The organism is Paenibacillus sp. RUD330, assembly GCF_002243345.2.
GTDB lineage: Bacteria > Bacillota > Bacilli > Paenibacillales > Paenibacillaceae > Paenibacillus_O.
In genome coordinates this window covers 2014287-2035458 of sequence record NZ_CP022655.2, presented here as the reverse complement: position 1 = coordinate 2035458, position 21172 = coordinate 2014287, and the positions used below count along the sequence as shown (strand labels likewise).

At 60.6% G+C, this 21172-nt stretch carries 19 protein-coding genes; 12 read left to right on the top strand and 7 right to left on the bottom strand.

What is annotated here, in order from left to right; genetic code table 11:
• Positions 1-98: 98 nt before the first annotated feature.
• A complete protein-coding gene (locus tag CIC07_RS09070) occupies positions 99-245 on the bottom strand; it encodes a hypothetical protein (RefSeq protein ID WP_164762954.1) in 147 nt (48 codons plus the stop codon).
• Between the two features lie 234 nt (positions 246-479).
• On the opposite strand from CIC07_RS09070, the gene fabV reads away from it, so the two are divergent.
• Positions 480-1670, top strand: a complete 1191-nt coding sequence (gene fabV / locus CIC07_RS09065) for an enoyl-ACP reductase FabV (RefSeq protein WP_076358207.1) — start codon at positions 480-482, stop codon at positions 1668-1670.
• 38 nt (positions 1671-1708) lie between these two features.
• Here fabV and CIC07_RS09060 read toward each other — a convergent pair whose 3' ends face one another.
• On the bottom strand, positions 1709-3451 hold the full coding sequence (locus tag CIC07_RS09060) for a methyl-accepting chemotaxis protein (RefSeq protein ID WP_076358208.1): 1743 nt from the start codon (positions 3449-3451) through the stop codon (positions 1709-1711).
• A gap of 247 nt (positions 3452-3698) precedes the next feature.
• Between CIC07_RS09060 and CIC07_RS09055 the strand changes: the two genes are divergently transcribed.
• The 3 genes from CIC07_RS09055 (at position 3699) to CIC07_RS09045 (ending at position 6759) form a co-directional block, all read left to right on the top strand.
• A complete protein-coding gene (locus CIC07_RS09055) occupies positions 3699-4679 on the top strand; it encodes an iron-hydroxamate ABC transporter substrate-binding protein (RefSeq protein ID WP_076358209.1) in 981 nt (326 codons plus the stop codon).
• Positions 4680-4744: 65 nt separating this feature from the next.
• Entirely contained in the window at positions 4745-5755 is a 1011-nt protein-coding gene (locus tag CIC07_RS09050) for a FecCD family ABC transporter permease (RefSeq protein WP_076358210.1), read from the top strand.
• On the top strand, positions 5752-6759 hold the full coding sequence (locus CIC07_RS09045) for a FecCD family ABC transporter permease (RefSeq protein ID WP_076358211.1): 1008 nt from the start codon (positions 5752-5754) through the stop codon (positions 6757-6759). Before CIC07_RS09050 ends, CIC07_RS09045 begins: the two co-directional genes overlap by 4 nt.
• A gap of 71 nt (positions 6760-6830) precedes the next feature.
• Here the strand turns inward: CIC07_RS09045 and CIC07_RS09040 are convergent, their stop codons facing one another.
• Genes CIC07_RS09040 through CIC07_RS09030 form a run of 3 tightly spaced genes read right to left on the bottom strand, consistent with a single transcriptional unit; the run spans position 6831 to position 9300 of the window.
• Complete coding sequence (locus CIC07_RS09040) at positions 6831-7502, bottom strand: MBL fold metallo-hydrolase (protein ID WP_076358212.1); 672 nt, start codon at positions 7500-7502, stop codon at positions 6831-6833.
• A complete protein-coding gene (locus tag CIC07_RS09035) occupies positions 7499-8698 on the bottom strand; it encodes a multidrug efflux MFS transporter (protein ID WP_076358213.1) in 1200 nt (399 codons plus the stop codon). The genes CIC07_RS09040 and CIC07_RS09035 overlap by 4 nt, the downstream gene beginning before the upstream one ends.
• Positions 8699-8727: 29 nt before the next feature.
• The gene (locus CIC07_RS09030) at positions 8728-9300 is read right to left on the bottom strand and encodes a cysteine hydrolase family protein (protein WP_076358214.1); all 573 of its coding nucleotides are present in this window, start codon (positions 9298-9300) and stop codon (positions 8728-8730) included.
• A 141-nt stretch (positions 9301-9441) separates the two neighbouring features.
• Between CIC07_RS09030 and CIC07_RS09025 the strand changes: the two genes are divergently transcribed.
• The 8 genes from CIC07_RS09025 to CIC07_RS08990 all read left to right on the top strand — a co-directional run bounded on the left by CIC07_RS09025 (position 9442) and on the right by CIC07_RS08990 (position 19029).
• A complete protein-coding gene (locus tag CIC07_RS09025) occupies positions 9442-10071 on the top strand; it encodes a TetR/AcrR family transcriptional regulator (protein WP_076358215.1) in 630 nt (209 codons plus the stop codon).
• A 64-nt stretch (positions 10072-10135) separates the two neighbouring features.
• On the top strand, positions 10136-11512 hold the full coding sequence (locus tag CIC07_RS09020; RefSeq protein WP_076358216.1) for an MFS transporter: 1377 nt from the start codon (positions 10136-10138) through the stop codon (positions 11510-11512).
• Positions 11513-11697: 185 nt separating this feature from the next.
• Positions 11698-12000, top strand: a complete 303-nt coding sequence (locus CIC07_RS09015; protein WP_076358217.1) for an ArsR/SmtB family transcription factor — start codon at positions 11698-11700, stop codon at positions 11998-12000.
• Between the two features lie 23 nt (positions 12001-12023).
• Complete coding sequence (locus CIC07_RS09010; RefSeq protein WP_076358218.1) at positions 12024-13415, top strand: aldehyde dehydrogenase; 1392 nt, start codon at positions 12024-12026, stop codon at positions 13413-13415.
• Positions 13416-13604: 189 nt separating this feature from the next.
• The gene (locus CIC07_RS09005; RefSeq protein WP_076358219.1) at positions 13605-14303 is read left to right on the top strand and encodes a response regulator transcription factor; all 699 of its coding nucleotides are present in this window, start codon (positions 13605-13607) and stop codon (positions 14301-14303) included.
• Between the two features lie 23 nt (positions 14304-14326).
• Complete coding sequence (locus CIC07_RS09000) at positions 14327-15763, top strand: sensor histidine kinase (RefSeq protein ID WP_076358220.1); 1437 nt, start codon at positions 14327-14329, stop codon at positions 15761-15763.
• Positions 15764-15856: 93 nt separating this feature from the next.
• Positions 15857-16615: an ABC transporter ATP-binding protein gene (locus CIC07_RS08995; protein WP_076358221.1), complete on the top strand. Its 759-nt coding sequence runs from the start codon at positions 15857-15859 to the stop codon at positions 16613-16615.
• A 5-nt stretch (positions 16616-16620) separates the two neighbouring features.
• The gene (locus tag CIC07_RS08990; RefSeq protein WP_076358222.1) at positions 16621-19029 is read left to right on the top strand and encodes an ABC transporter permease; all 2409 of its coding nucleotides are present in this window, start codon (positions 16621-16623) and stop codon (positions 19027-19029) included.
• Positions 19030-19247: 218 nt separating this feature from the next.
• On the opposite strand, the gene CIC07_RS08985 is transcribed toward CIC07_RS08990, so the two are convergent.
• Together CIC07_RS08985 and CIC07_RS08980 are read right to left on the bottom strand one after the other, a co-directional pair.
• Positions 19248-19976, bottom strand: coding sequence for an SDR family NAD(P)-dependent oxidoreductase (locus CIC07_RS08985; protein ID WP_076358223.1), 729 nt, complete (start codon positions 19974-19976; stop codon positions 19248-19250).
• 367 nt (positions 19977-20343) lie between these two features.
• Positions 20344-21168, bottom strand: a complete 825-nt coding sequence (locus CIC07_RS08980) for a carbohydrate ABC transporter permease (protein ID WP_442953355.1) — start codon at positions 21166-21168, stop codon at positions 20344-20346.
• Positions 21169-21172: the final 4 nt, after the last annotated feature.

The following is a 21172-nucleotide window of genomic DNA, read 5'->3' as shown; positions in this document are numbered from 1 at the left end:
TATCATACTTTACCTTGGGGAGCCTCCGTCAAACCTGCCAAAAAGCCGGACCCGGCTTCCGCCCGGTCCGGCTCCCTTCACGCCCGGCGCTTGCCCGCTCAGCCTGTCGAAGGGCTGTTCGGCACATGGCCTTTCTGGTTCCGGTTCTCGTTCGTGGAAGCGGCAAGGTTGTTCTCGGCTTCCTTGCTCCGCTCCGCGTATCCCTTCTGCTTGTCTTCGAACGAATGCTTTTTGTTGCGCGACATGGCTGATGCCTCCTTTCTCGCCTGGACCTGCGCCCGCTCCGCTGGCAGGAGCCCGACAGCGGCACGGCCTGCAGACAGCCGGACCGGCAGGCGGCCAGCCAGGCAGCGAAGCCTGCTTAGAATGCCCCTGCTTGACGGAAGTCATGACGGCCTCAGCCCTTTTGTTTCCCTTTTGGCGCCAAACTCGTTAAAATATAGACCGTATTCATTATCGGCACAGAGAGGAAGCGTTCCATGATCATCAAACCAAGAACCCGCGGCTTCATCTGCACGACAGCCCATCCGGAAGGCTGCGCCAAGCAGGTCCAGGAGCAGATCGACTACATAAAAAGCCAGCCGAGATGGGAAGGGCCGAAGCGAGTGCTCGTGCTTGGCGCCTCGACCGGCTACGGCCTGTCCGCCCGCATCGCCGCCGCCTTCGGAGCCGGCGCCGACACGATCGGCGTCTTCCGCCCTAGCGCCGCTACCGACAAGCGCACCGCGTCCGCCGGCTGGTACAATTCCGCCGCATTCGAGCGCGAGGCGGCCGCAGCGGGCCTGAAGTCCATCAGCGTGACGGGCGACGCCTTCACCGACGAGACCAAGGACCGCGTCCTTGACGTCGTCGCCAAGGAATTCGGCCAGGTCGATCTCGTCGTCTACAGCGTCGCGGCTCCCCGCCGTACCGATCCCGATACGGGGGAGACGTTCAACTCGGTCCTGAAGCCGATCGGCGCCCCGTACAGCAACAAGACCGTCAACTTCCACACCGGCGAAGTGACCGATGTGACGATCGAGCCGGCCGAAGGCGACGACATCGCCCAGACTGTAGCCGTCATGGGCGGAGCCGACTGGCAGCGCTGGATCGACCGGCTTCAGGGTGCCGGCCTGCTTGCCGAAGGAGCCGCGACGATCGCCTATTCCTACATCGGCTCCGAAATAACGCAAGCCATCTACCGCGACGGCACGATCGGCCAGGCCAAGGACGACCTGGAAGCAACGGCGCTGCGCCTCGGCGACCAGCTCTCCCCGATCGGAGGACGCGCTTACGTATCCGTCAGCAAGGCGCTCGTGACGCAGTCGAGCTCGGCGATACCCGTCGTTCCCCTCTATGTCTCGGCTCTCTACAAGATCATGAAGGAGAAAGGGCTGCACGAGAATACGATCCAGCAGTCCCACCGCCTGTTCGCCGACCGCCTCTACCATCCGGCCGGCACGCCGGTCGACGAGAAGGGCCGCATCCGCATCGACGACTGGGAGCTGCGAGCCGATGTGCAGGAGGAAGTCGATGCCGTCTGGAACCGTGTCGACACGGATTCCATCTACAGCCTGACGGATCTCGAAGGCTACCGCCGCGAATTTTTCCAGCTGTTCGGATTCGAGACGGAAGGCGTCGATTACGACCGGGAGGTCGACCCTCAGGTCGAGATTCCAGGCGCCCGATAAGAACAAAAAAACGCCTGCGAAGGCGTTTTTTTGTTCTTTCAGGACCGGGCATGGGAATCCTCGTCTTCCAGGACGAAGACGCTGATCTCCCCGAACAGACGGCCCGACAGGTCGTGGATATCTCCCGCCTGGCCGGCGATTCCCCGGATCGCCTCATGCTGCTCCGTGCTCAAGGCGCTCATGCGCTCCACTCCAGCTGCGGTCTGTCCGGCTATGGCGGCGACGCTGCGCACCGCATCGGCCAGCTCCTCGTTGCTGCTGCGCGTGCGCTGCACCTGGCCGTGGACATGATGGATGCGGGTGCCGATGCCTTCCATGGAACGGCTGATGGATTCAAAGGCGTCGAGCGTGACCGCGACCTGCCCTTCCTGCTCGTCAAGTCCGCGCTTCGTCTCCAGCATCGACTCCCGGAAGCTCGCCATCCCTTCCTGCAGCCTTTCGATCAAGCCGCCGATATGGAAGGTCGACTGCTTCGTCTGGGATGCCAGCTGGCGGACCTCCTCCGCGATGACGGCGAAGCCTCTGCCATGGACGCCGGCTTGAGCCGCTTCGATGGAGGCGTTCAAGGCCAGAATTTGCGTCTGCGCCGATATTTGCGCGATCAGCCGCGTGACGCCGGTAATCTCCTCCGACTGGCGGCTCAGCGTATCGAGCTGCCTGTACATGCCCTCGATCGATTCGCCGGAGCGCTTCGCCGAGCCGCCCAGCTCTCCCATCGCCGACAGCCCGCTGCCGATATCGGCTCCGGACTGCTCCCTTGCCGACATGACGGCGTCCATCGCCTCCAGCATCTCATCGAGCTCATGCTCCAGCCGTCCGATAAGCAGGGCGCTGTGCTCCGACAATCCGGACTGCTGCTGCGCCCCGGCGGATATCTCACCGATGGAGACGAGAATGTCCTCGTTGGCTTTGGCCGTCACGCCGGCAGAGGAGCGGAAGGACTCGGAGTAGTCCGTCATCGAGGCGGCCACTCCGCGCGTCTGGCCCAGCATGCTCCGCACCTTGGACACCATGTCGTCGAAGTGCCGGCTGAGCTCGCCCAGCTCGTCCCGCCTGCGGGAATCGATCCGCACGCGCAGATCTCCCGCCGCCAGCGCCGCGACCGCCTTCTGCAGCCGGCTGACCGAGGAGGCGAACGAGCGGATCAGGAAGAAGGCGACCACAACCGTGAACAGAAGGACGATGCCGAGTCCGTACAGGGCGGCGTCCGAGGTTTGGCTGAGCAGCTCGAAAGACCGCTCCTGGGCCGACCGCGCGTTCCGGTCTGCCGCCGCTCCCAGCCGCGAGGTGATGTCGAGCATGTTCTGGCTTTCCGCCGACGCTTTCGTATGGAGCTGATCGACCTTGTCGAGGACGGCGAGCGGATCCATGTCGGGATCGTCGAGAGCCTCGACCATGCCGGCGAAATCCTTCTCGTATTCGCCGACCTTTCTTCTCAGATTGGCGAGATCCTCCGCAGCCGTCCCCCCTTCCGGAAACGACAGCTTGTCCAGCTCCTTGCGCAGGGCGGCGCTCATCGTCCCGAACGGCTTGGCCGTATCCGTGTCGCTCGTCTGCTTCAGCTGGCTCTCGGCCGCGTTCATTTCCTGCAGGAACTGATTGATCTTGGCCGTCGTGATCCGCTTCTCCATCTCCGTCTTCAGCTGCGTCATGGAATTTCTGACGCCGCCCTGCATGCCGTCCTGATATAGGACAGCCGCCAGGAAAAAGAGGGCAATAAAGAGGAAGCTTGCCGCCAGCTTCATTTTCATGGACCTTGCCACCGCGCTAATCTTCTTCATCTCGTCAGCCCCCGCATGATGCCAATTTATGCTAGTTCAGCCTCTATCCTAGCAGAGGAAAGTTAACGAACATGAGGATTTTCATTAACTCCCTGTTAACGTTGGGACTTCCGGAGAAGGACTTCAGTCCTGCCCCGATTGATTTTTTATCCTCCTTATTTTGTATTGACAACCTCCTCCGCTCGATTTATAGTGGGAAACGAACTAATACTGATAATCATTATCAATTAAAAAGGGGAGTTCATCTTTGAAAAAGCTTCTAGTTCCTGCCCTGCTGGCCTTGGTCCTTCTTCTGAGCGCTTGCGGCAGCACAACCTCGGACAATGCCGGCAGCGCCAATACAGGCAGCGCCAACTCCGGAGCCGCGCAGAACACAGCCTCCGGAACGGAAAACACCGCCGAGCCGGCAGCGACAGGAACGATTACATATCAATCGGAGAACGGTCCCGTCGAAGTGCCCGCCAATCCGCAGCGGGTCGTCGTCCTCGCCTCCTACACAGGCAACGTGATTGCGCTCGGCGTCAACCTGGTCGGCGTGGAGAGCTGGTCCAAGGACAATCCCCGCTTCAAGGACAAGATCGCCGGCGCTGAAGAAGTCAGCACCGAAAACCTGGAGAAGATCGTGGAGCTGAACCCCGATCTCATCATCGCGGCGTCTACGGACAAGAACATCGACAAGCTCAAGGAGATCGCTCCGACCGTCACGTTCACCTACAACAAGGTCGACTACCTGACCCAGCATCTGGAGATCGGCAAGCTGCTGAACAAGGAGAAGGAAGCCCAGGCCTGGATCGACGACTTCAAAGCGCGCTCCAAGGCTGCCGGCGAAGAGATCCGCGCGAAGATCGGAGAGGACGCGACCGTCTCGGTCACCGAGAACTTCGACAAGCAGATCTACGTATTCGGAGACGCATGGGGACGCGGAACGGAGATCCTCTACCAGGAAATGAAGCTGAAGATGCCGCAAAAGGTCGTCGACAATGCGCTCAAGGAAGGCTATTACGCCTTGTCGATCGAGGTGCTTCCGGAATTCGCCGGCGACTATATGATCATCAGCAAAAACCCGGACACGGACAACTCCTACCAGGAATCCGAGACGTACAAAAACATTCCGGCCGTCAAAAACAACCGGGTCTTCGAAGCCAACGCCAAGGAATTCTACTTCAACGACCCGATTTCGCTCGAATACCAGCTTGAATTCTTCAAGCAGCATTTTCTCGGAAGCTAATCCATGCCGGAAGGAACTCTATCTGGAGTTCCTTTCCTCTATTTCGGGTAAAGGGATGATCATCGATGTCCAGTCCAATCCGCCGCAGGCTTCCCTTCGGGTATAAGCTCGCCGCCTCCCTGCTAGTCCTTGCCGCCGCCTTCCTCGCCTCGATGCTGCTCGGAGCGGCCGACATCGGCTTCCGCGAAGTGTGGCTGGCCATGACCTCCAGCGAAACGAGCAAAAATATATTGCTCATCCGCGAATTCCGCCTTCCCCGCGAGCTGGCCGCGCTTGCCGTCGGAGCCGCGCTCGCCGTATCCGGCGCCGTCATGCAGGGCATGACCCGCAATCCGCTCGCGGATCCGGGCCTGCTGGGACTGACGGCCGGAGCCAACGCGATGCTGGCCATCACGATCGCCTTGTTCCCTCAGGCCGGCTACTTCGGCATCATGCTGAGCTGCTTCGCCGGAGCCTCCTTCGGCGCGCTCGTCGTCTTCGGAATCGGAGCCGTGCAGAAGGGCGGCTTCTCGCCTCTGCGCATCGTGCTTGCGGGAGCGGCCGTGTCGGCGCTTCTCTACGCGGTCGCCGAAGCTGTCGGCCTTTATTTCAAAATCTCGCAGCAAGTGTCCCTGTGGAACTCCGGCGGCGTCATCGGCACGACCTGGAAGCAGCTGGGCGCCATTACTCCTTTCATCGCCGCCGGCATCCTGCTGGCGCTGCTGTTCTCCAGGCATCTGACGATCATGAGCCTGAATGAAGACGTGGCGACCGGGCTCGGCCAGAACATCGCCCGGATCAAAATGCTGCTGTATGTCGTCGTCATCATCCTGGCCGGCGCGTCGGTCGCCCTCGTAGGCAACCTGGCGTTCCTCGGGCTGCTCGTGCCGCATATCGCGAGAAAGATCGTCGGACCCGACTACCGGTTCGTCATCCCGGTATCGGCAGTCGGAGGAGGAGCGCTGATGCTGGTCGCCGATACGCTCGGCCGCACGATCAACGCTCCGTACGAGACCTCGATCACGGCTATCGTCGCCATGATCGGCCTGCCGTTCTTCCTCTGGATCGTGAAGAAAGGAGGGCGTGCCTTCCAATGATCGCCCCTTCGATTATCCGCCGGCAGCGCATCATCGTCGCTGTCCTGATCGCGCTCGCCGCAGCCGTCATGTTCATCAGCGCCGGATGGGGCTACTCCAGCCTCGGCTACAAGCGCCTGCTTCCGGTGCTGTTCGGCCACGGAACCGGCAAGGAGGATCTGATCCTCTCGATCCGTCTCCCGAGAATCTTCATTACGTTCCTGGCCGGCATGGGCCTCGCCCTCTCCGGCGCCATCCTGCAGCGGGTGACCCGCAACGATCTGGCCGATCCCGGCATTATCGGCATCAATACCGGCGCCGGCCTCGGCGTCGCGCTCTTCTTCCTGTTCGCTCCCATCGAGCCCGGCTCGTTCGTGTACCTGATCACGTTCGTCTCCTTCGCCAGCGCGATGGCCACGGCCCTGCTCATCTACCTGTTCTCCTACCGAAGAGGAGAAGGCCTCCAGCCCGTCCGGCTCGTGCTGGTCGGGGTCGGATTTTCCCTGTCCCTCTCCGGCATCATGGTCGTGATCATCTCCTCCGCCACGCGAGAGAAGGTGGACTTCATCGCCAAATGGCTCGCGGGCAGCATCTGGGGAACCGACTGGATCTTCATCTGGGCTCTCCTGCCTTGGCTCGTCATCCTGATTCCGTTCACCCTCTACAAGGCCAACCAGCTCAATCTGCTGGAGCTCAGCGAGCCGGTAGCCGTCGGCATCGGCCTGCCCGTGAACCGCGAGCGGGTCAAGCTGCTCATCGCCGCCGTCGCCTTGGCGGCCTCCTCGGTCGCCGTCACCGGCGGCATCTCCTTCATCGGACTGATGGCGCCGCATATCGCCAAGACGCTTGTCGGGCCGCGCAACCAGCTGTCGCTGCCGATCGCCATCCTCACCGGCGGCGTGCTGCTGATGGCTGCCGACATGATCGGCCGCAACATGGCCGATCCGGCCGGCATCCCGGCCGGAACCGTGGCCGCGTTCATCGGAGCCCCTTACTTCATCTATCTTCTGCTCAAAAAAGCCTGATCCATGAAAAAACGGGACGGTCCCCATGGACCGTCCCGACCGCGAAGCCGCCCGGGACCATCCAGGCGGCTTCAGTTGTTGTTTCCTGCATATTGCCTCATCAGGTCATCCCACTGATCCGCCGGCTGAAGGACGGCATCTCCGTGGCAAACCTCCAGCTTGGCCGGACGCAGCTCCTTGATGATGGCGCTGCTGACCATCGCCTCTTCCGGATACGGCGTGAACCTGGCCTTGAGAACCTTCCCCTTCCGCGAGTTGAACAAGTCTCCCGCCAGCAGGACATCGTCGCCTTCATGATAATAAACGACATGGCCGGGCGAGTGGCCGGGAGTGAAATAAGGCTTCAAGCCTCCGATGGGCGCCAGTCCTCCCGACGCCTCTTCGGCCAGGGCCGTCAGCGTGCCTTTAGGGACGCTCGCCGAGGCCTTGTCCTTCTTCGGATAGGGTGTACGCCCTTCGGCATAAGGAATTTCCCGGTCATGGGCGTATACGGGAACCTGCCTCGCTTCGAGAAGCTTCTTGAGCGAGCCGACATGGTCGGAATGGCCATGCGTCAGCACAATCTGCTGCAGCGGGCCCGCCTGGAGCCGGTCCAGCAGGCGCGAGATGTTCTTCGCCATCCACGGCACGCCAGCATCCACCAAGGTCACCCCGTCCTTGCCGACGACCGCCCATACATGGAACGGGATGACCATCCAGGCTTTCAAGCTCCAGATATGCTCCGATACTTGCTTTACGTTCATGTCGCGGATCTCTCCTTCATCGGTTGGTACAGCTTGTAATAGACCCATGCCGCATTCAGCAGCAGCAAGGCGCCTGTTAGGAGAAAAACGCAGCGGATGCCGAGCCATGCCGCGACTTGACCGCCCAGCACCGAGCCGGCGAATACGCCCAGGTAGCCGGCGGACATCGAGAACCCGAACATCCGGCCCGTCAAGGATGCCGGCGTGATTTTTTTCAAGAGGACGTTGACGGACGGAGTCAGTCCCGCCGCAGTCAAGCCGAGCAGAAACCGCAGTCCCATCAGCTCCCAGGGGCTGCTGACGAACGCCTGCGGGATGAAGATGAGACCGGCGGCGGCAAGCGCAGCCAGAATGACCTTATGCGCGCCGATTCGGTCGGACAGCTTGCCGAGCCTGGGAGCGGCGAAAATCGTCGCCACTCCCGACGCCGAGAACGTGATGCCGGCAATCAGGGCGATATGCCGGCTGCCTTGAGCGAGCTGCGCGATGTAGAGGGTGATGATCGGCTCCGCCGAATACAGAGCTGCGGTCAAAATGAAAAAGGTGACGAACAAGGTGAGCGTCAGGCTTTTTTCCGGGACGGCGCCCCATATCCCTTTCGTGCCCGCCTTCTTGCTCTCGTCCCGGACAAAGGTTTCCTTGACGAAAAAAACGGTCATGAAGAAAGCGGCAAGCATCAGCGCGCCGGTAATGAAAAAGACGTAACGCAGCCCGAAAGACTGCGCCATGAAACCGCCGATCATCGGTCCGAGAAGGCCTCCGGATACATTGGCGGTGGAAAGCGTTCCGAGCGCCCAGCCCGCATGCTCCCGATCCGTCTGCGCCGCGATCAAGGCGGTGCAGGCCGTGCTGAAGCCGGTAATGATCCCCTGCAGCAGCCGCAGGCCGATCAGGACCGGCACATTCGTCGCGAAGCCCATGCAGAAGATGACGACGGCCATGCCGAGGCTGGCCCGCAGCAGCATCGGCTTGCGGCCTACCTTGTCCGCAGCGGCTCCCCATATCGGCGAAAAGACGGCGGAGAGAATAAAGGTGATTCCGAAGGCCAATCCCGACAAGCGGGCAACCGAGCCTGAATCCGCGACCCCCATATGCTGAATGTACAGCGGCAGGATCGGCGCGATCTGGCTCATGCCCACGCCGGTGACGAACATTCCGAACCAGCAGAAGATCATATTTCGTTTCCATAACGGCATGGCCAAAACTTCCTTTCCGTCCCGTCCGCCTATTGCCGGAGAGATTGCTCCCATTCCGAGACGGTCATGACATCGGCCTGCTTCGGAAACACCTTCTCCAGAAGAACGCGGTGTACTTCCGGGTCTCCGTCGAGCGTCGCATCCGACAGCACCTTGAGCCCGAAATCCATGTCCGACGCTTCCCGCAGCGTCGACAGCACGACGCCGCCCGTAGCGATTCCGCTGAGCACCAGCGTATCGATGCCGCGGGAGCGGAGGATGACCTCCAGGCTGCTTCCGGCGAAGGCGCTCACGCGATGCTTGGTGACGACCGCCTCGCCCGGCAGAGGCTGGACCGATTCGTGGATCTGCGAGAACGGATCGGCTTCGCCCAGATGGTCCGCACCCGCGAAGGCCGAAAAGCGCTTGTTGCGCAAATCGATCTCCGGCGTTCCGCTGCGGAAGGCGAGCCGGACGAAAATAACCGGAATCCCATGGCTGCGGGCCGCCGCTATCGCCAGCTGAAAAGGCTCCAGCACTTCCGGCCGGCCGGCGAAGCGCGACACGATGCCGTTCTGCATGTCCATGACCAGAAGCGCGGCGGCTGAGGATGGCTGCTGCATGTTTACTGCACCTCTTTCGTTGGTTATGATGGAAAGGAAACATTAAACGGAGAGCTCTCCTTTTCATGTTAAGCGGAGACATCTCCGCTTGTCAATGGAATCCCTTTGGCTGGAATGACCGGAATGAGGATGTGATCGGAAATGAAGGAAGACAAGCCCCGCTCGGAAAGGCGCGACGCCGCCGAAAACCGGGTGCGGATATTGGATGCGGCCCAGCGCCTGTTCGACGGGAACGGGGTCGACAATGTCAGCATGAACCAGATCGCCATCGAAGCGGGAATCGGCCCCGGAACGCTGTACCGCCGTTACCGCAACAAGAGCGAGCTGTGCCTCGACCTCATCAAGGACACGGTGGTGCTCTTGTTTGAGGAAATGGATGCCTTCCTGGAGCTTCATGCCTCCGCTCCTCCAAGGGAGCGGCTTCAAGGGCTTCTCGCTATTTTTTTGCGGTTCAGGGAAAAGAAGGTCCAGTTTCTCGCGGGCGTGGAAAATCCCGCTTCCTCCAGCAGAGGCTTTCAAGCGAGAGCCGCGAGCCCTCTCTATGAGGAGCTTCATGCGCTGCTGGTCAAGCTGCTCGATGAAATGGCGGCCGCAGGGCAGCATCGGCCGGACAGCATCTTCACCGCCGATCTGCTGCTGACCGCCATGAGCAGCGAGTTCTATCTGTTCCAAAAGAAGACGAGGGGCATGTCCTCGGAAACGTTCCTGGACCAGCTGTTCCTGTCGTTTCTAGGATCCGATGCCCGGCGAACACAAGCTCCGCCGGAATGAATTCCGCTTCTGAACGCAGTTGAAGAAAGCCATCATAAAAAAACCTGGAAAGGAATCCTTCGCCTTGTCATCCTCTTCCGCATCATCGCCGCAGCCCGTCAACGATCGGCTGATCATGACGGTCTGGACCTGCGGCCTCTTCGTCGTCATCATGAACACCACGATGTTCAATGTGTCGATGCCGAGCATTATCCGGGATCTTCATATCACCGCCGATCTCGCCTCCTGGATCATCTCCGGCTACTCCATCGGTTATGCCCTCTCGACCGTGATCTACAGCCGGCTCTCGGATTCCGTGCCGCTCCGGCGGCTGCTCGTCATCGGCCTGACCGTGCTGGGCATCGCCTCGGTGACCGGATTGTTCGCGCGCAGCTTCGCGGTCCTGCTCGCCGCCAGGCTGCTGCAATCGGCCGGAGCGGGCGTCATGGCCGGCCTCGGCCTGATCATCGCCGGACGATATGTCCCGGCCAGCCGCAGAGGCAGCGCCATTGCGATGATCTCGGCAGGAAGCGCCATGGCCTTCGGGATGGGTCCCATCGTAGGCGGCCTGATCACCGAGTACTGGGGCTGGAACGGCTTGTTCGGCTTCACCTGCCTCGTGCTGCTCGTCATGCCGTTCCTGCTCCGGCTGCTGCCGAAGGAGGCGCCGCCGTCCAGCGGCTTCGACACGGCCGGGGCGGCGCTTACCGTCGTCAACGCGCTCTCGCTGCTGCTCGCGATTACAAAGCTGTCGCCATGGTGGCTCGCCGTCAGCCTGCTGTCCCTCGCCGCCCATGTCCGGCATATCCGCCGCAGCAAGGCCCCATTCCTGAATTCCGGACTGCTGAGAAACCGGCGTTACCGCAAGCTGCTGGCCGTCGGCTGGTGCGTGCTCGTCATGAACCTCGGCAATCTGTTCCTGATGCCGCTCGCCCTGGCCGACCTGTACGGGCGCTCTCCGCTGGCGATCGGCCTCGCGATCGCTCCGGGAGCGGTCCTGTCCGCCATTCTGACGCCGTTCGTCGGCCGCTGGATCGACCGCTTCGGGAACCGGCCGTTCCTGCTCGCCGGGCATGGCGTGCTCGCCGGCGTGCTGCTCGCCCAGATGCTCGGCCTGCCCCATTCGGCCGCCTTCATCCTGTGCGGATATATGCTCTTCTCGCCCGCCATATCGGCCTCGACCGCATCGCTGAACAACGAGACGTCGCAGCTGCTGCCGAAGGAATCCCTCGGCTCGGGAATGGGCTTCATGCAGCTGATGCAATTTTTCGGAGGCTCGGTCTCCACCGCCGTATGCGGCCTGCTGCTTCATCATTATTCCGCTCTGCCCGCTGCCGACAGCTACTCCAGGGTTTATGCCGTCCTGCTGGGAGTCAGCCTCATTTCGTCGGGCGTGCTCGCCTGGTACTGCCTATCGTCCAGGCAGCCGCGCGGCGGAGAAGGCGCAGCCGGAGCCGTGTGACGGATTCGCCGGAAGGGGAACAAGCCCGGGAGCGATCCCGGGCTTGGCTTCCTTTGGTCGCAAGGCAAAGCCTCATGGAGAGCCTGGCCGCATCGTTTGGCTCCTGGGGGCCGTCATGATATAATTTTCTTGTATCCGTTCAAGTTTTTAAACCTTTGGACTATAGATAAGAGGAGGAGATTCCCATGGGCAAGCTGGCGCTTCAGCATCTGCGGGAATGCCTTCCCGTCTTTCAGACGCTGGGAGATTCCAACCGTCAGGAAATTCTGATGCTGCTGCATGAGCATGGAACCTTGACCGTGAACGAGCTGACCGACAAGCTCCGTCTGTCGAGGCCCGCCGTCTCCCACCATCTGAAGCTGCTCCTGCAGGCCGGCCTCGTCGCCTGCGAGCAGCGGGGCACGCAGCGCCGCTACTCCATCACCCTTGAAGCTTCCGTCGCTTTGCTGAAGAAGCTTCTCGCCGCATTGGAAGAAGACTGCTTGTAATTTATTTTCGAGGAGGAAGCTGGATGAATACCGTCACTCCCCCGGATGCCGAAGCCGTTCTTCAAGAGCATCGCCGTTACTTCGCCACCGGAGCCACTCTTCCGATCGCCTACCGCATCGAACAGCTGAACCGGCTTGGCGATGCGATACGCCGGTACGAGCAGCGCCTGAGCGAGGCTCTCTACCTGGATCTGCACAAAAGCGAAACCGAAGCCTACATGTCCGAGATCGGGTACACGCTCAGCAGCCTGCGCCTCATGACGCGCAAGCTCAAGCGCTGGGCGAAGCCCGAACGGACCGGCACTCCGATATTCCAAATGCCGGCCAGCAGCCGCATCCACCGGGAACCGTACGGCACCGTGCTCATCATCGGCCCGTTCAACTACCCGTTCCAGCTGCTGATCGAGCCGCTGCTCGGCGCGATCGCCGCCGGCAACTGCGCCGTGCTCAAGCCTTCCGAGAATACGCCCCATGTGTCGGCGGTCATCGCGGAGCTCATCCGCGACACCTTCGACCCTTCCTATATCCGCCTGATCGAAGGGGAGAAGGAAACGACGGCCGCTCTGACAGCGGCTCCGTTCGATTACATCTTCTTCACGGGCAGCGTGCCCGTCGGCCGCATCGTCATGGAGGCCGCGGCGAAAAACCTCGTTCCCGTGACGCTGGAGCTCGGCGGCAAAAGCCCCGTCATCGTCGAGCGTACGGCCGACCTGAAAACGGCCGCGCAGCGGATTGCCTGGGGCAAGCTGATGAACGCCGGCCAGACCTGCATCGCTCCGGACTACCTGCTCGTGGACAAATCGGTCAAGCAGGAGCTGGTGGACCGGCTGAAGGAAGCCTTCATCCGCTTCTACGGCGAGGATGCCTCTGCCAGCCCGGACTTCGGCCGAATCGTCAACACCCGCCAGTTCGACAGGCTTGCCGGCGTGCTGGAGAAGGATAAGGAAAGCATCCTGCACGGCGGGAGAATGGACCGCGACCGGCTCTATATCGAGCCGACGCTGCTGGAGGCCGACTTCCGCCGCTCGGCCTCCATGCAGGAGGAGCTGTTCGGTCCTCTGCTTCCCATCCTCGAGTACGAGAGCCTGGACGAAGCGGTCCGCCTCGTCAACAGCCGTCCCAAGCCGCTGGCGCTCTACCTGTTCACCTCCAGCAAGCAGGCGGAAGAGGAAGTGCTGGCCCGCGTGCCGTTCGGCGGAGGCAGCGTCAATGACACGATCTCCCATATCGTCAATCCCGAGCTTCCGTTCGGAGGCGTCGGCAATTCCGGAATCGGCGCTTACCACGGGCGCCACAGCTACGAGCTGTTCTCCCACAAGAAGAGCGTCATGAAGCGCAGCACGAAAATCAATTCCAGCTTCCTGTATCCGCCTTATGGAGATAAGCTGAAGTGGATCAGAAAGATATTGAAGTAGCGCCGCCTCGCAGAAGCCTCCGGTCCTCTCCGTTTCCCAACCTGTCGATGAGACAGGTTTTTTTTGCTGCGCGCCGAGGAAGGCAATTCGCTTCCCGACCTGTCCAACTGAGCTCCGCTTCAGCTACAATAAGGATATCGAGGAATAAATTACGCTTGGAATCATGCGCTTGCACAAAGGATGGTCGCGATGAACAGACTCAAAAAAATCCTTATCATCGAGGATGAAAAGGATATTTCCCGCATCCTGCGGGATTATTTGACTCGCAGCGGTTATGAAGCCGCTGTGGCCGCAACCGGCCGGGACGGCTTGAAGATCATCGAGCTGCTGCAGCCGGATTATGTCATTCTCGATCTCATGCTCCCGGATATGGAGGGCATCGAGCTGTGCCGAGAGATCCGCGGACGGAGCGAGGTGCCGATTCTGATCCTGAGCGCCCGGGCCAGCGACACGGACAAGGTGCTCGGCCTTGGCTTCGGCGCCGATGACTATATGACGAAGCCGTTCTCGCTAAGCGAACTGCTGGCGCGCATCAATGCTTACTTCCGCCGGCATGACCGCGCGGCAGCGCCTGTCCATGATCCGGACCGGCTGCGCTTCGGCAGTCTGGAGCTGGACCGCAAAGCCTATACCGCTGCGGCAGACGGGCAAGAGATCGCCTTGTCCGCCAAGGAATTCGAGCTTCTCTTCCACCTGGCCAGCCACAAAAACCAGGTGTTCTCGAGAGCCCAGCTGCTGGACGCGCTCTGGGGACATGCCGCCTACGGCGATGAGAATTCGGTCACCGTCTATATCCGAAGGCTGCGGGAAAAGCTCGAGGCCGACCCGTCCAATCCCGTCTATCTCAAGACGGTATGGGGCGTCGGCTATAAATTCAGCGTCGACTGACAAAATGCGTCTGGGGATGAAAAATGTCATTTAGCAGCGGTTTCAATCGATGGATGGCAGCTGTCCTGCTGCCGCTGCTCCTGCTTGCCGGGAGCAGCGTTTATTTGTTGGCGAAGGATTTGTCCGCCGGCAGGGAGCCTTCTCCCGGCCATGTCATGAATCAGGTGCGGCTGGCGGTCAATCCGCTTATGCTCTATCTCGGTCAGAACCATGATAGGAGCGGCTCGGAGGAGGTGCAGGCCGAGCTGAAAAGGCTGGCCGCCGCCAGTAAGGTGGATCTGGCCTACGCCCGATTGGACGGGGCGGTCGCCTTCCGCTCTTCCGATTCCCTCCTTCAGGGAGTGGACAACGCCAATCGCGACGTTCAATACGACCTCTATTCCGCGAAGCAGGAGAACGGTCTCTTCAAGATCGCTTTCCCAGTCATGGACGAGATCTCGCAGACGCAGGTCGGAAACGCCATCTACTTCCTGGCGAAGGACAGGCTCGCGGAGCCGGAGTCCTCGCTTCGCCCTGCCCTTTGGATGCTTGTCCTGGCGGTCTCCTTCCTCTCCATCGTCAGCCTGCTCTTCTACATGAGAGGGAACATACACCGGCGGCTGCTTGCTCCCCTCGTTCGGCTTAAGCGCCATGCGGAAGAAATCCGGAAAGGAAACTACGCCGAGACGGCAGCCTATCCGGGAGCAGGCGAGATGGGCGATCTCTATGCGATGTTTGACGGGATGCGGATGGAGCTCCTGCATTCGAGCATCCAGAAGAACAAGCAGGATCAGGCGCAAAAGGAACTCATCGCAACGATTTCCCACGAGATCAAAACGCCGATCACAACGATAAAAGCCTATGCGGACGCCATTCTCGAGGACGTCTGCCCCGATTCGGAGACGATGCTCGACTATGTCGGCGTCATGCGCGCCCATATCGACAGAATGGCCCGGCTGACGGAGGATCTCCTCCTTCATGCCCTGCGCTCCCTGGGCCGGATCGCCGTGGAGCCCAGGGAGCAGTACAGCCGCGAGGTGCTCCGCCGAATGCTGATGCCTATCGGCCATTACGTGCGGACAAGCGGCCTGGTTTATGCCGAGCCGGAGGAACTGCCCAATGTGCTGATCGGGATCGATGCTGTCCGCATCGAGCAGGTCATTTCCAATCTCGTCTTCAATTCCATCAAGAACTCCTCTCCCGGAGACACGATTCGCGTGGATGCGGGACTGGAGTCAGGCAAGCTGAAAATCACCGTGTCCGACACGGGCAGAGGCATTCTGCCCCAGGACATGCCCTTTGTTCTGGAGCGTTATTATCGAGGACAAGCCCCTGCCGGGAGCGGCACTATCGCCCAGACAGGGACCGGAATCGGCCTCTCCATCTGCAAGACGATCGTCGAGGCCCACGGCGGCTCCATCTCCTTCGCCAGCAAGCAGGGACAAGGAACGTCCTTTTCCTTCACGCTGCCCTTGTCGTGATCGGCCCTGTAATAATTCCGCAATAAGTTGATAAGCTTTCTAAAAGATCTGGGAGGTACACTCCTGACATCGACAATCCGGGAGTGATGCTTCGTGGCCAAGAATACGATCCTGCGCGCCAAAAACCTCAGCAAAACCTATCAGACCGGCAAGGAGCCCTATCATGCCATCCGCAATGTGGATTTGGACATCTACGAAGGGGATTTCACCGTCATCATGGGCAATTCGGGCTCAGGCAAGTCCACCTTGCTCTATCTGCTCAGCGGACTCGACCAGGTATCGGCAGGCGAGGTGCATTTCCGCGACAGGCGCATCGACCAATACAGCGAAAAGGAGCTTTCCGAATTTCGGGCGGCGACGGTCGGTTATGTCTACCAGGGCATCAACCTGGTTCCCGACTTATCCATCCGCGACAATATCGCTCTGCCCGGCTATATCGCGGGCCGCAAGAAGAGCGCCGTAAAAGCGAAAGCGGATGAGCTGATGCAGGCGATGGAATTCGACGGGCAGTGCAGCCGGCTTCCCTCGCAAACGTCCGGCGGCCAGCAGCAGCGCGCGGCGATAGCGCGGGCATTGATCAATTCGCCGGACATCATCTTCGCGGATGAGCCGACCGGCAGCCTGAACATCGAGCAAGGCAACGCCGTGCTTGATATTCTGACCCGGATCAACCAGGCCGGGCAATCGGTGGTCATGGTCACGCATGACATCAAAGCCGCCTGCAGAGCCGACCGCTTGATTCTGATCCGGGATGGAAAGGTCGGCGGCATCCTCGAGTTCGATAAATACGATGGCCGCGACACCGGGGACAAGGAATCCATCCTCTTCGCTTTCGTTACAGGGAAGGGGTGATCTCGATGGCTGCGATCTGGCTGCTGTGCCGCTCCCGCCTCAAGAACAGCAAAACGCAAAACCTGTTCGTCGCCCTGCTCATCCTGCTGTCCACCCTGCTGGTCACGACGGCTGCGATCGTCATGGCCAACACAGGCCGCTCGTTCACCGACATGCACGACAAGACCAATGGATCGCATCAGCTCCTATTGCTGGAGAAAGGACTGCATGATCCGCAGTTCGTCCATCAGTGGTGGGAGGCGCAGCAAGGCGTCGAAACCTCCCGGCTGCTGCGCTTCCGGACCCTTTCCGGAATCACCTTCAACGGCCATGACGCTCCCAATCTGTATCTGTACATGATGGATACGCCCGAACCGCCCCTGCGCGTCGACTCTCTTGTTTTCGCGCAGGGCGTCCAGCGCGATTCTCCGGAGAGGGGAACGGTATGGATTCCTACCTCGATGGCCAATTCGTACGGAATTTCGGTCGGAGACAACATCTCCTTCCACACCGGATCGGGGCAGGTGCGGCAGCAGGTTGCCGCCGTCGTGATCGACGTCCCTTTTGGAGCGCCGTTCACCAATACGGCCCGCATATGGATGAACAGCGAGGATTACCGGGACTCGATGACGCCTCTCCCCGGCGCGGACAGCAGCATGATCGGGCTGCGGTTCGATGACTACAGCAGCCAAGCCGGCTATTGGGACCGCTTTGGGCAGGCGCTTGGCGGACCTTTCCTGGAAACCAGAATGGAGTTCGAGGCCATCTCCTCCTTTTACCTGATCATCAACCAGATCATCGGCTTCATCATGATTTTCCTCGGGCTCGTCATGATGCTGATCGCGCTGATCACGATCGGCTTCACCCTATCCGACGCCATTCTCGCCCACTACCGAACGATAGGCGTGATCAAGTCGCTCGGCCTGACCTCCCGCAGCACGGTTCTCGCCTATGTATGCCAATACGGCCTGCTGGCCTGCCTGGGCATCCTTCCGGGACTCGCTCTAAGCATCCTGCTGTCCAGAGCGATCCTGAACCTGTCCGTGTCCTCCTTGAAGACGGGAAACGAGGAGCTGGCTGTTCATGGAATCGGCACGGCCATGCTCGTCGGACTGTCCGTCTTCGCCATGATTGTCCTGTTCGCGGCCCGGCAGGCCGGAAAGACCCGCTCCATCCAGCCTGCCCAGGCGATCCGGCACGGCATGTCCGAAACGGAGAGCAGACGGGCCGCTGCGATGAACGCGGCTGCCGCGAGCCGGCTTGAATTCGGAAGGCTGCCTGTGTTCGCGGTCATCGGCTTGAGAAACCTGATCAAGAACCGGAAAGGGTCCGCTCTCATGCTGGCGCTGACGATGGCAGCCTCCTCCGTGCTCGTGCTCGGGTATGTCCTGCTGAACAGCATTATCCACGTTCAGCAGACGACAGCGAAGTGGGGCTACGACTCCGCCAATGTCGCGGCGATTGTCGTCAATAAAGCCACGTTCTCCCGCAGCGATTTCGAGCGCGCCCTGTCTGCCGATCCCCGCATCAAAAACGCGGGCTGGCAGGGAAACCGGACCGCTGTCGTGAACCCGGAGCCTGCCGCCCGCGGCGGAGCGGCCGGCAGACAGCCTTTGAGCCTTTATTTGAACGTCTTGGACGGCAGCTATGAACAGATGGGCTTCGGAACCTTGAACGGGCGCAATCCCCGAGAGAGCAATGAAATCGCCTTGGGCGTCAACGTAGCCAAGACGCTGGACAAGGAGCCGGGCGACCTCGTGGACATCTACATCGAGGGCAGAAAGCAATCGCTGCTCATCACCGGCGTCTATCAGTCGATCGCCAACTCCTCGTATTCGGCTCGGGTTACGATCGAGGCCGTCCGGGCCGCAAGTCCGTCCTTCAACGATATGGACGTGTCCCTGATCAACGTCAAGGACATCTCAACGGCTGAAGCCGTAGCGGACGGCCTGGACGCAGCCTTCAAGGGCTCCGCCTCCGTCGTGACCCAGAAAACGCTGCTGGATTCCGTCTTCAAGGAAGCCGCCGACATCCTTGTCTATCCCATAAGCCTGCTCGGAGCGCTGTTTGTCCTTGCGGCCTTCATCATTATTTACAGCAGCTGCCGCATCCATATACGAAGAGAGGGCAAAACCTTCGGCATCTACAAATCCATCGGAATGACCTCGACCCGGATCCGGATGTCCGTCGCGCTCGGCATAACGGCACTTGCGCTTCTGGGATCGCTGCTCGGCATCCTCATCGGCGTATATGCGCTGCCCCTCCTGCTGGAGAACGTTCTCGCCGGCTACGGCATCGTGAAGCTGCCGGTCGTTCTCCATTGGGGAGGAATTCCGGCCTTTGCGTCCATTCCTGTCGCCGCCGCCTTCGCAGGTTCCTGGGCATCGTCCAGAGCCATCCGGACAACCTCTCCGCGCATTCTGACGGCGGAATAGCGGCCTGCCCCTCTATATACCCATGAAAATACCCCCCTCGGGAATCAATCGGATATTTCCGATTTCATTCCAAGGGGGGCATTTCTGCGAAGCGCTTGTAATCCGTCTCATCTAGGCATTGTCCCGTACGGCTTGTGCGAAGCTCGGTTATCTGGCCGTGGCGCCGCCGTTGATGACGGACTCGCTCCCGTGGAGAAGGCGGATTCGCTCTTCTTCCGTCAGACAGCCGTGTAGCCGCCGTCGACGAGCAGGCTTGCTCCCGTGACGAAGGAAGCGTCGTCGCTGGCGAGGAACAGGACGGCAGCGGCGACCTCCTCCGGCTTGCCGAGCCTGCCCATCGGATGCAGCCCGACGAGATGATCGTTGACCGCCTCGCTGCGGCCTCCGATCAGCGGCGTGTCGATATAGCCCGGGCAGACCGCGTTCACGCGGATTCCCTTGCCGGCGTAGTCGGCGGCCATCGACTGGGTCAGCAGCTTGACGCCGCCCTTGGCTGCGGCATAAGCGGTCACTCCCGCCTTGCCGACATGGCTGTGGATCGAGCCGCAGTTGACGATGGCTCCTTCGCCCTGCTTCAGCATTTGCTGAAGAGCGTATTTGTCGCACAGAAAGACGCCCGACAGGTTGATGTCGATCGTTTTTTGCCAGGCGTCGGCTGCCAGCTTGTCCGCAGGCGCGTCATGGGCGATGCCGGCGTTCGCGAACAAGATGTCCAGTCGGCCGAACCTGGCGACCGTCTGCTCCACCATCGCCTGCACCTGAACTTCCTTGGTCACGTCGGTGCGGACGAACAGTCCCGCTTCGAGGCTGTCCGCCACAGCTTGTCCGTGTTCGGAGAAATCCGCGATGACCACCCTGGCTCCTTCCGCTGCGAATCTGCGCGCGGTCGCTTCTCCGATGCCGCTCGCTCCGCCCGTTACGACTACGACCTTATCCTTGAACCTCATGCTGTCTTCCTCCTCATGTGCTGGTCTTGGTTTGCCTTTCTCTCTCCTGTCATTACCCTTTGCCGCCCTTATTAATTCAGTACTAAAGGATATTTCAGAACCGGCTTCCTAGTTTGGTTTATCCTGCCAGATCTCATGCAAAAAGGACGGCATGCCGCAGGCAGCCGCCTTTTTCCGCGTTTCCGCGTTTTCGCATTTTTTCCGTTGTTCCCGTTTTCCCATTGTTCCCGTTTTCCGATTGTCCCGTGTTCCCATTGTTCCCGTTTTCCCGTTGTTCCCGTTGTTCCCGTTTCCCGTTGTTCGCGTTTTCCCGTTGTTCCCGTTTTTCGCGTTTTCCGCTGCCCGCGTTTCACCCTTCCGCTGCATTCTACCCTTTCGTCCCGCCCTGCAGGCCGAAGCCCTTGGACATGAAGCGCTGGGACAGCACGTACAGCACGATGGACGGCATGGCGTACATGACCGAGAAGGCGGCCAGCTTGCCGTAATCCGCCATTCCATACTGGCCGAAGAACTGGTACAGCTTGAGCGAGGCCGGAAAGTTGCCCGGCGACTGCAGCAGGATGTACGGCACGAAGAAATTCCCCCAGCTGCCGGAGAAGGTGAAGATCGCGACGGTGCAAATGCCCGGCACCATGAGCGGCGCCACGACCTTGCGGATGCCGGCGAACACGGAAGCGCCGTCTACCCAAGCCGCCTCTTCGAGATCCGCCGGAACGGCATCGAGGAAGTTCTTGAGCATCCAGATGCCGTACGGCATCGAAGAGGCTACGTAGAACAGCACGACGCCGAACGCGTTGTCGTAGAGCTTGAGGCTCAGGAACAGCTGATACACGGGCACCATGACCGCCGTAATCGGCAGCGAGGTCATGAACAGCACCGTCAGCATGAACGGCTTCTTGTATTTGAGCTGATACCGGGAGAGCGGGTAAGCCGCCAGCAGAGCCAGCAGCACGACGATCACGGCCTGGCCGAGCGACATCAGCAGTCCGATCGCGAACGCGCGCTGGTTGCCGCTGTCCGACAGCACGGACGCGTAATTCCCTCCGGTCAGGCGGCTTGGCATCTTCAGCGTCTGCATCGCATTGGGATCCACGGACGCGACCAGCACCCACATAAGGGGCAGGACAAAGCAAAGGCCGATGACGGCCAGGATGGCATAGGGAACCATCCGGCCCGCATGCTTGCGTTTCATCCTC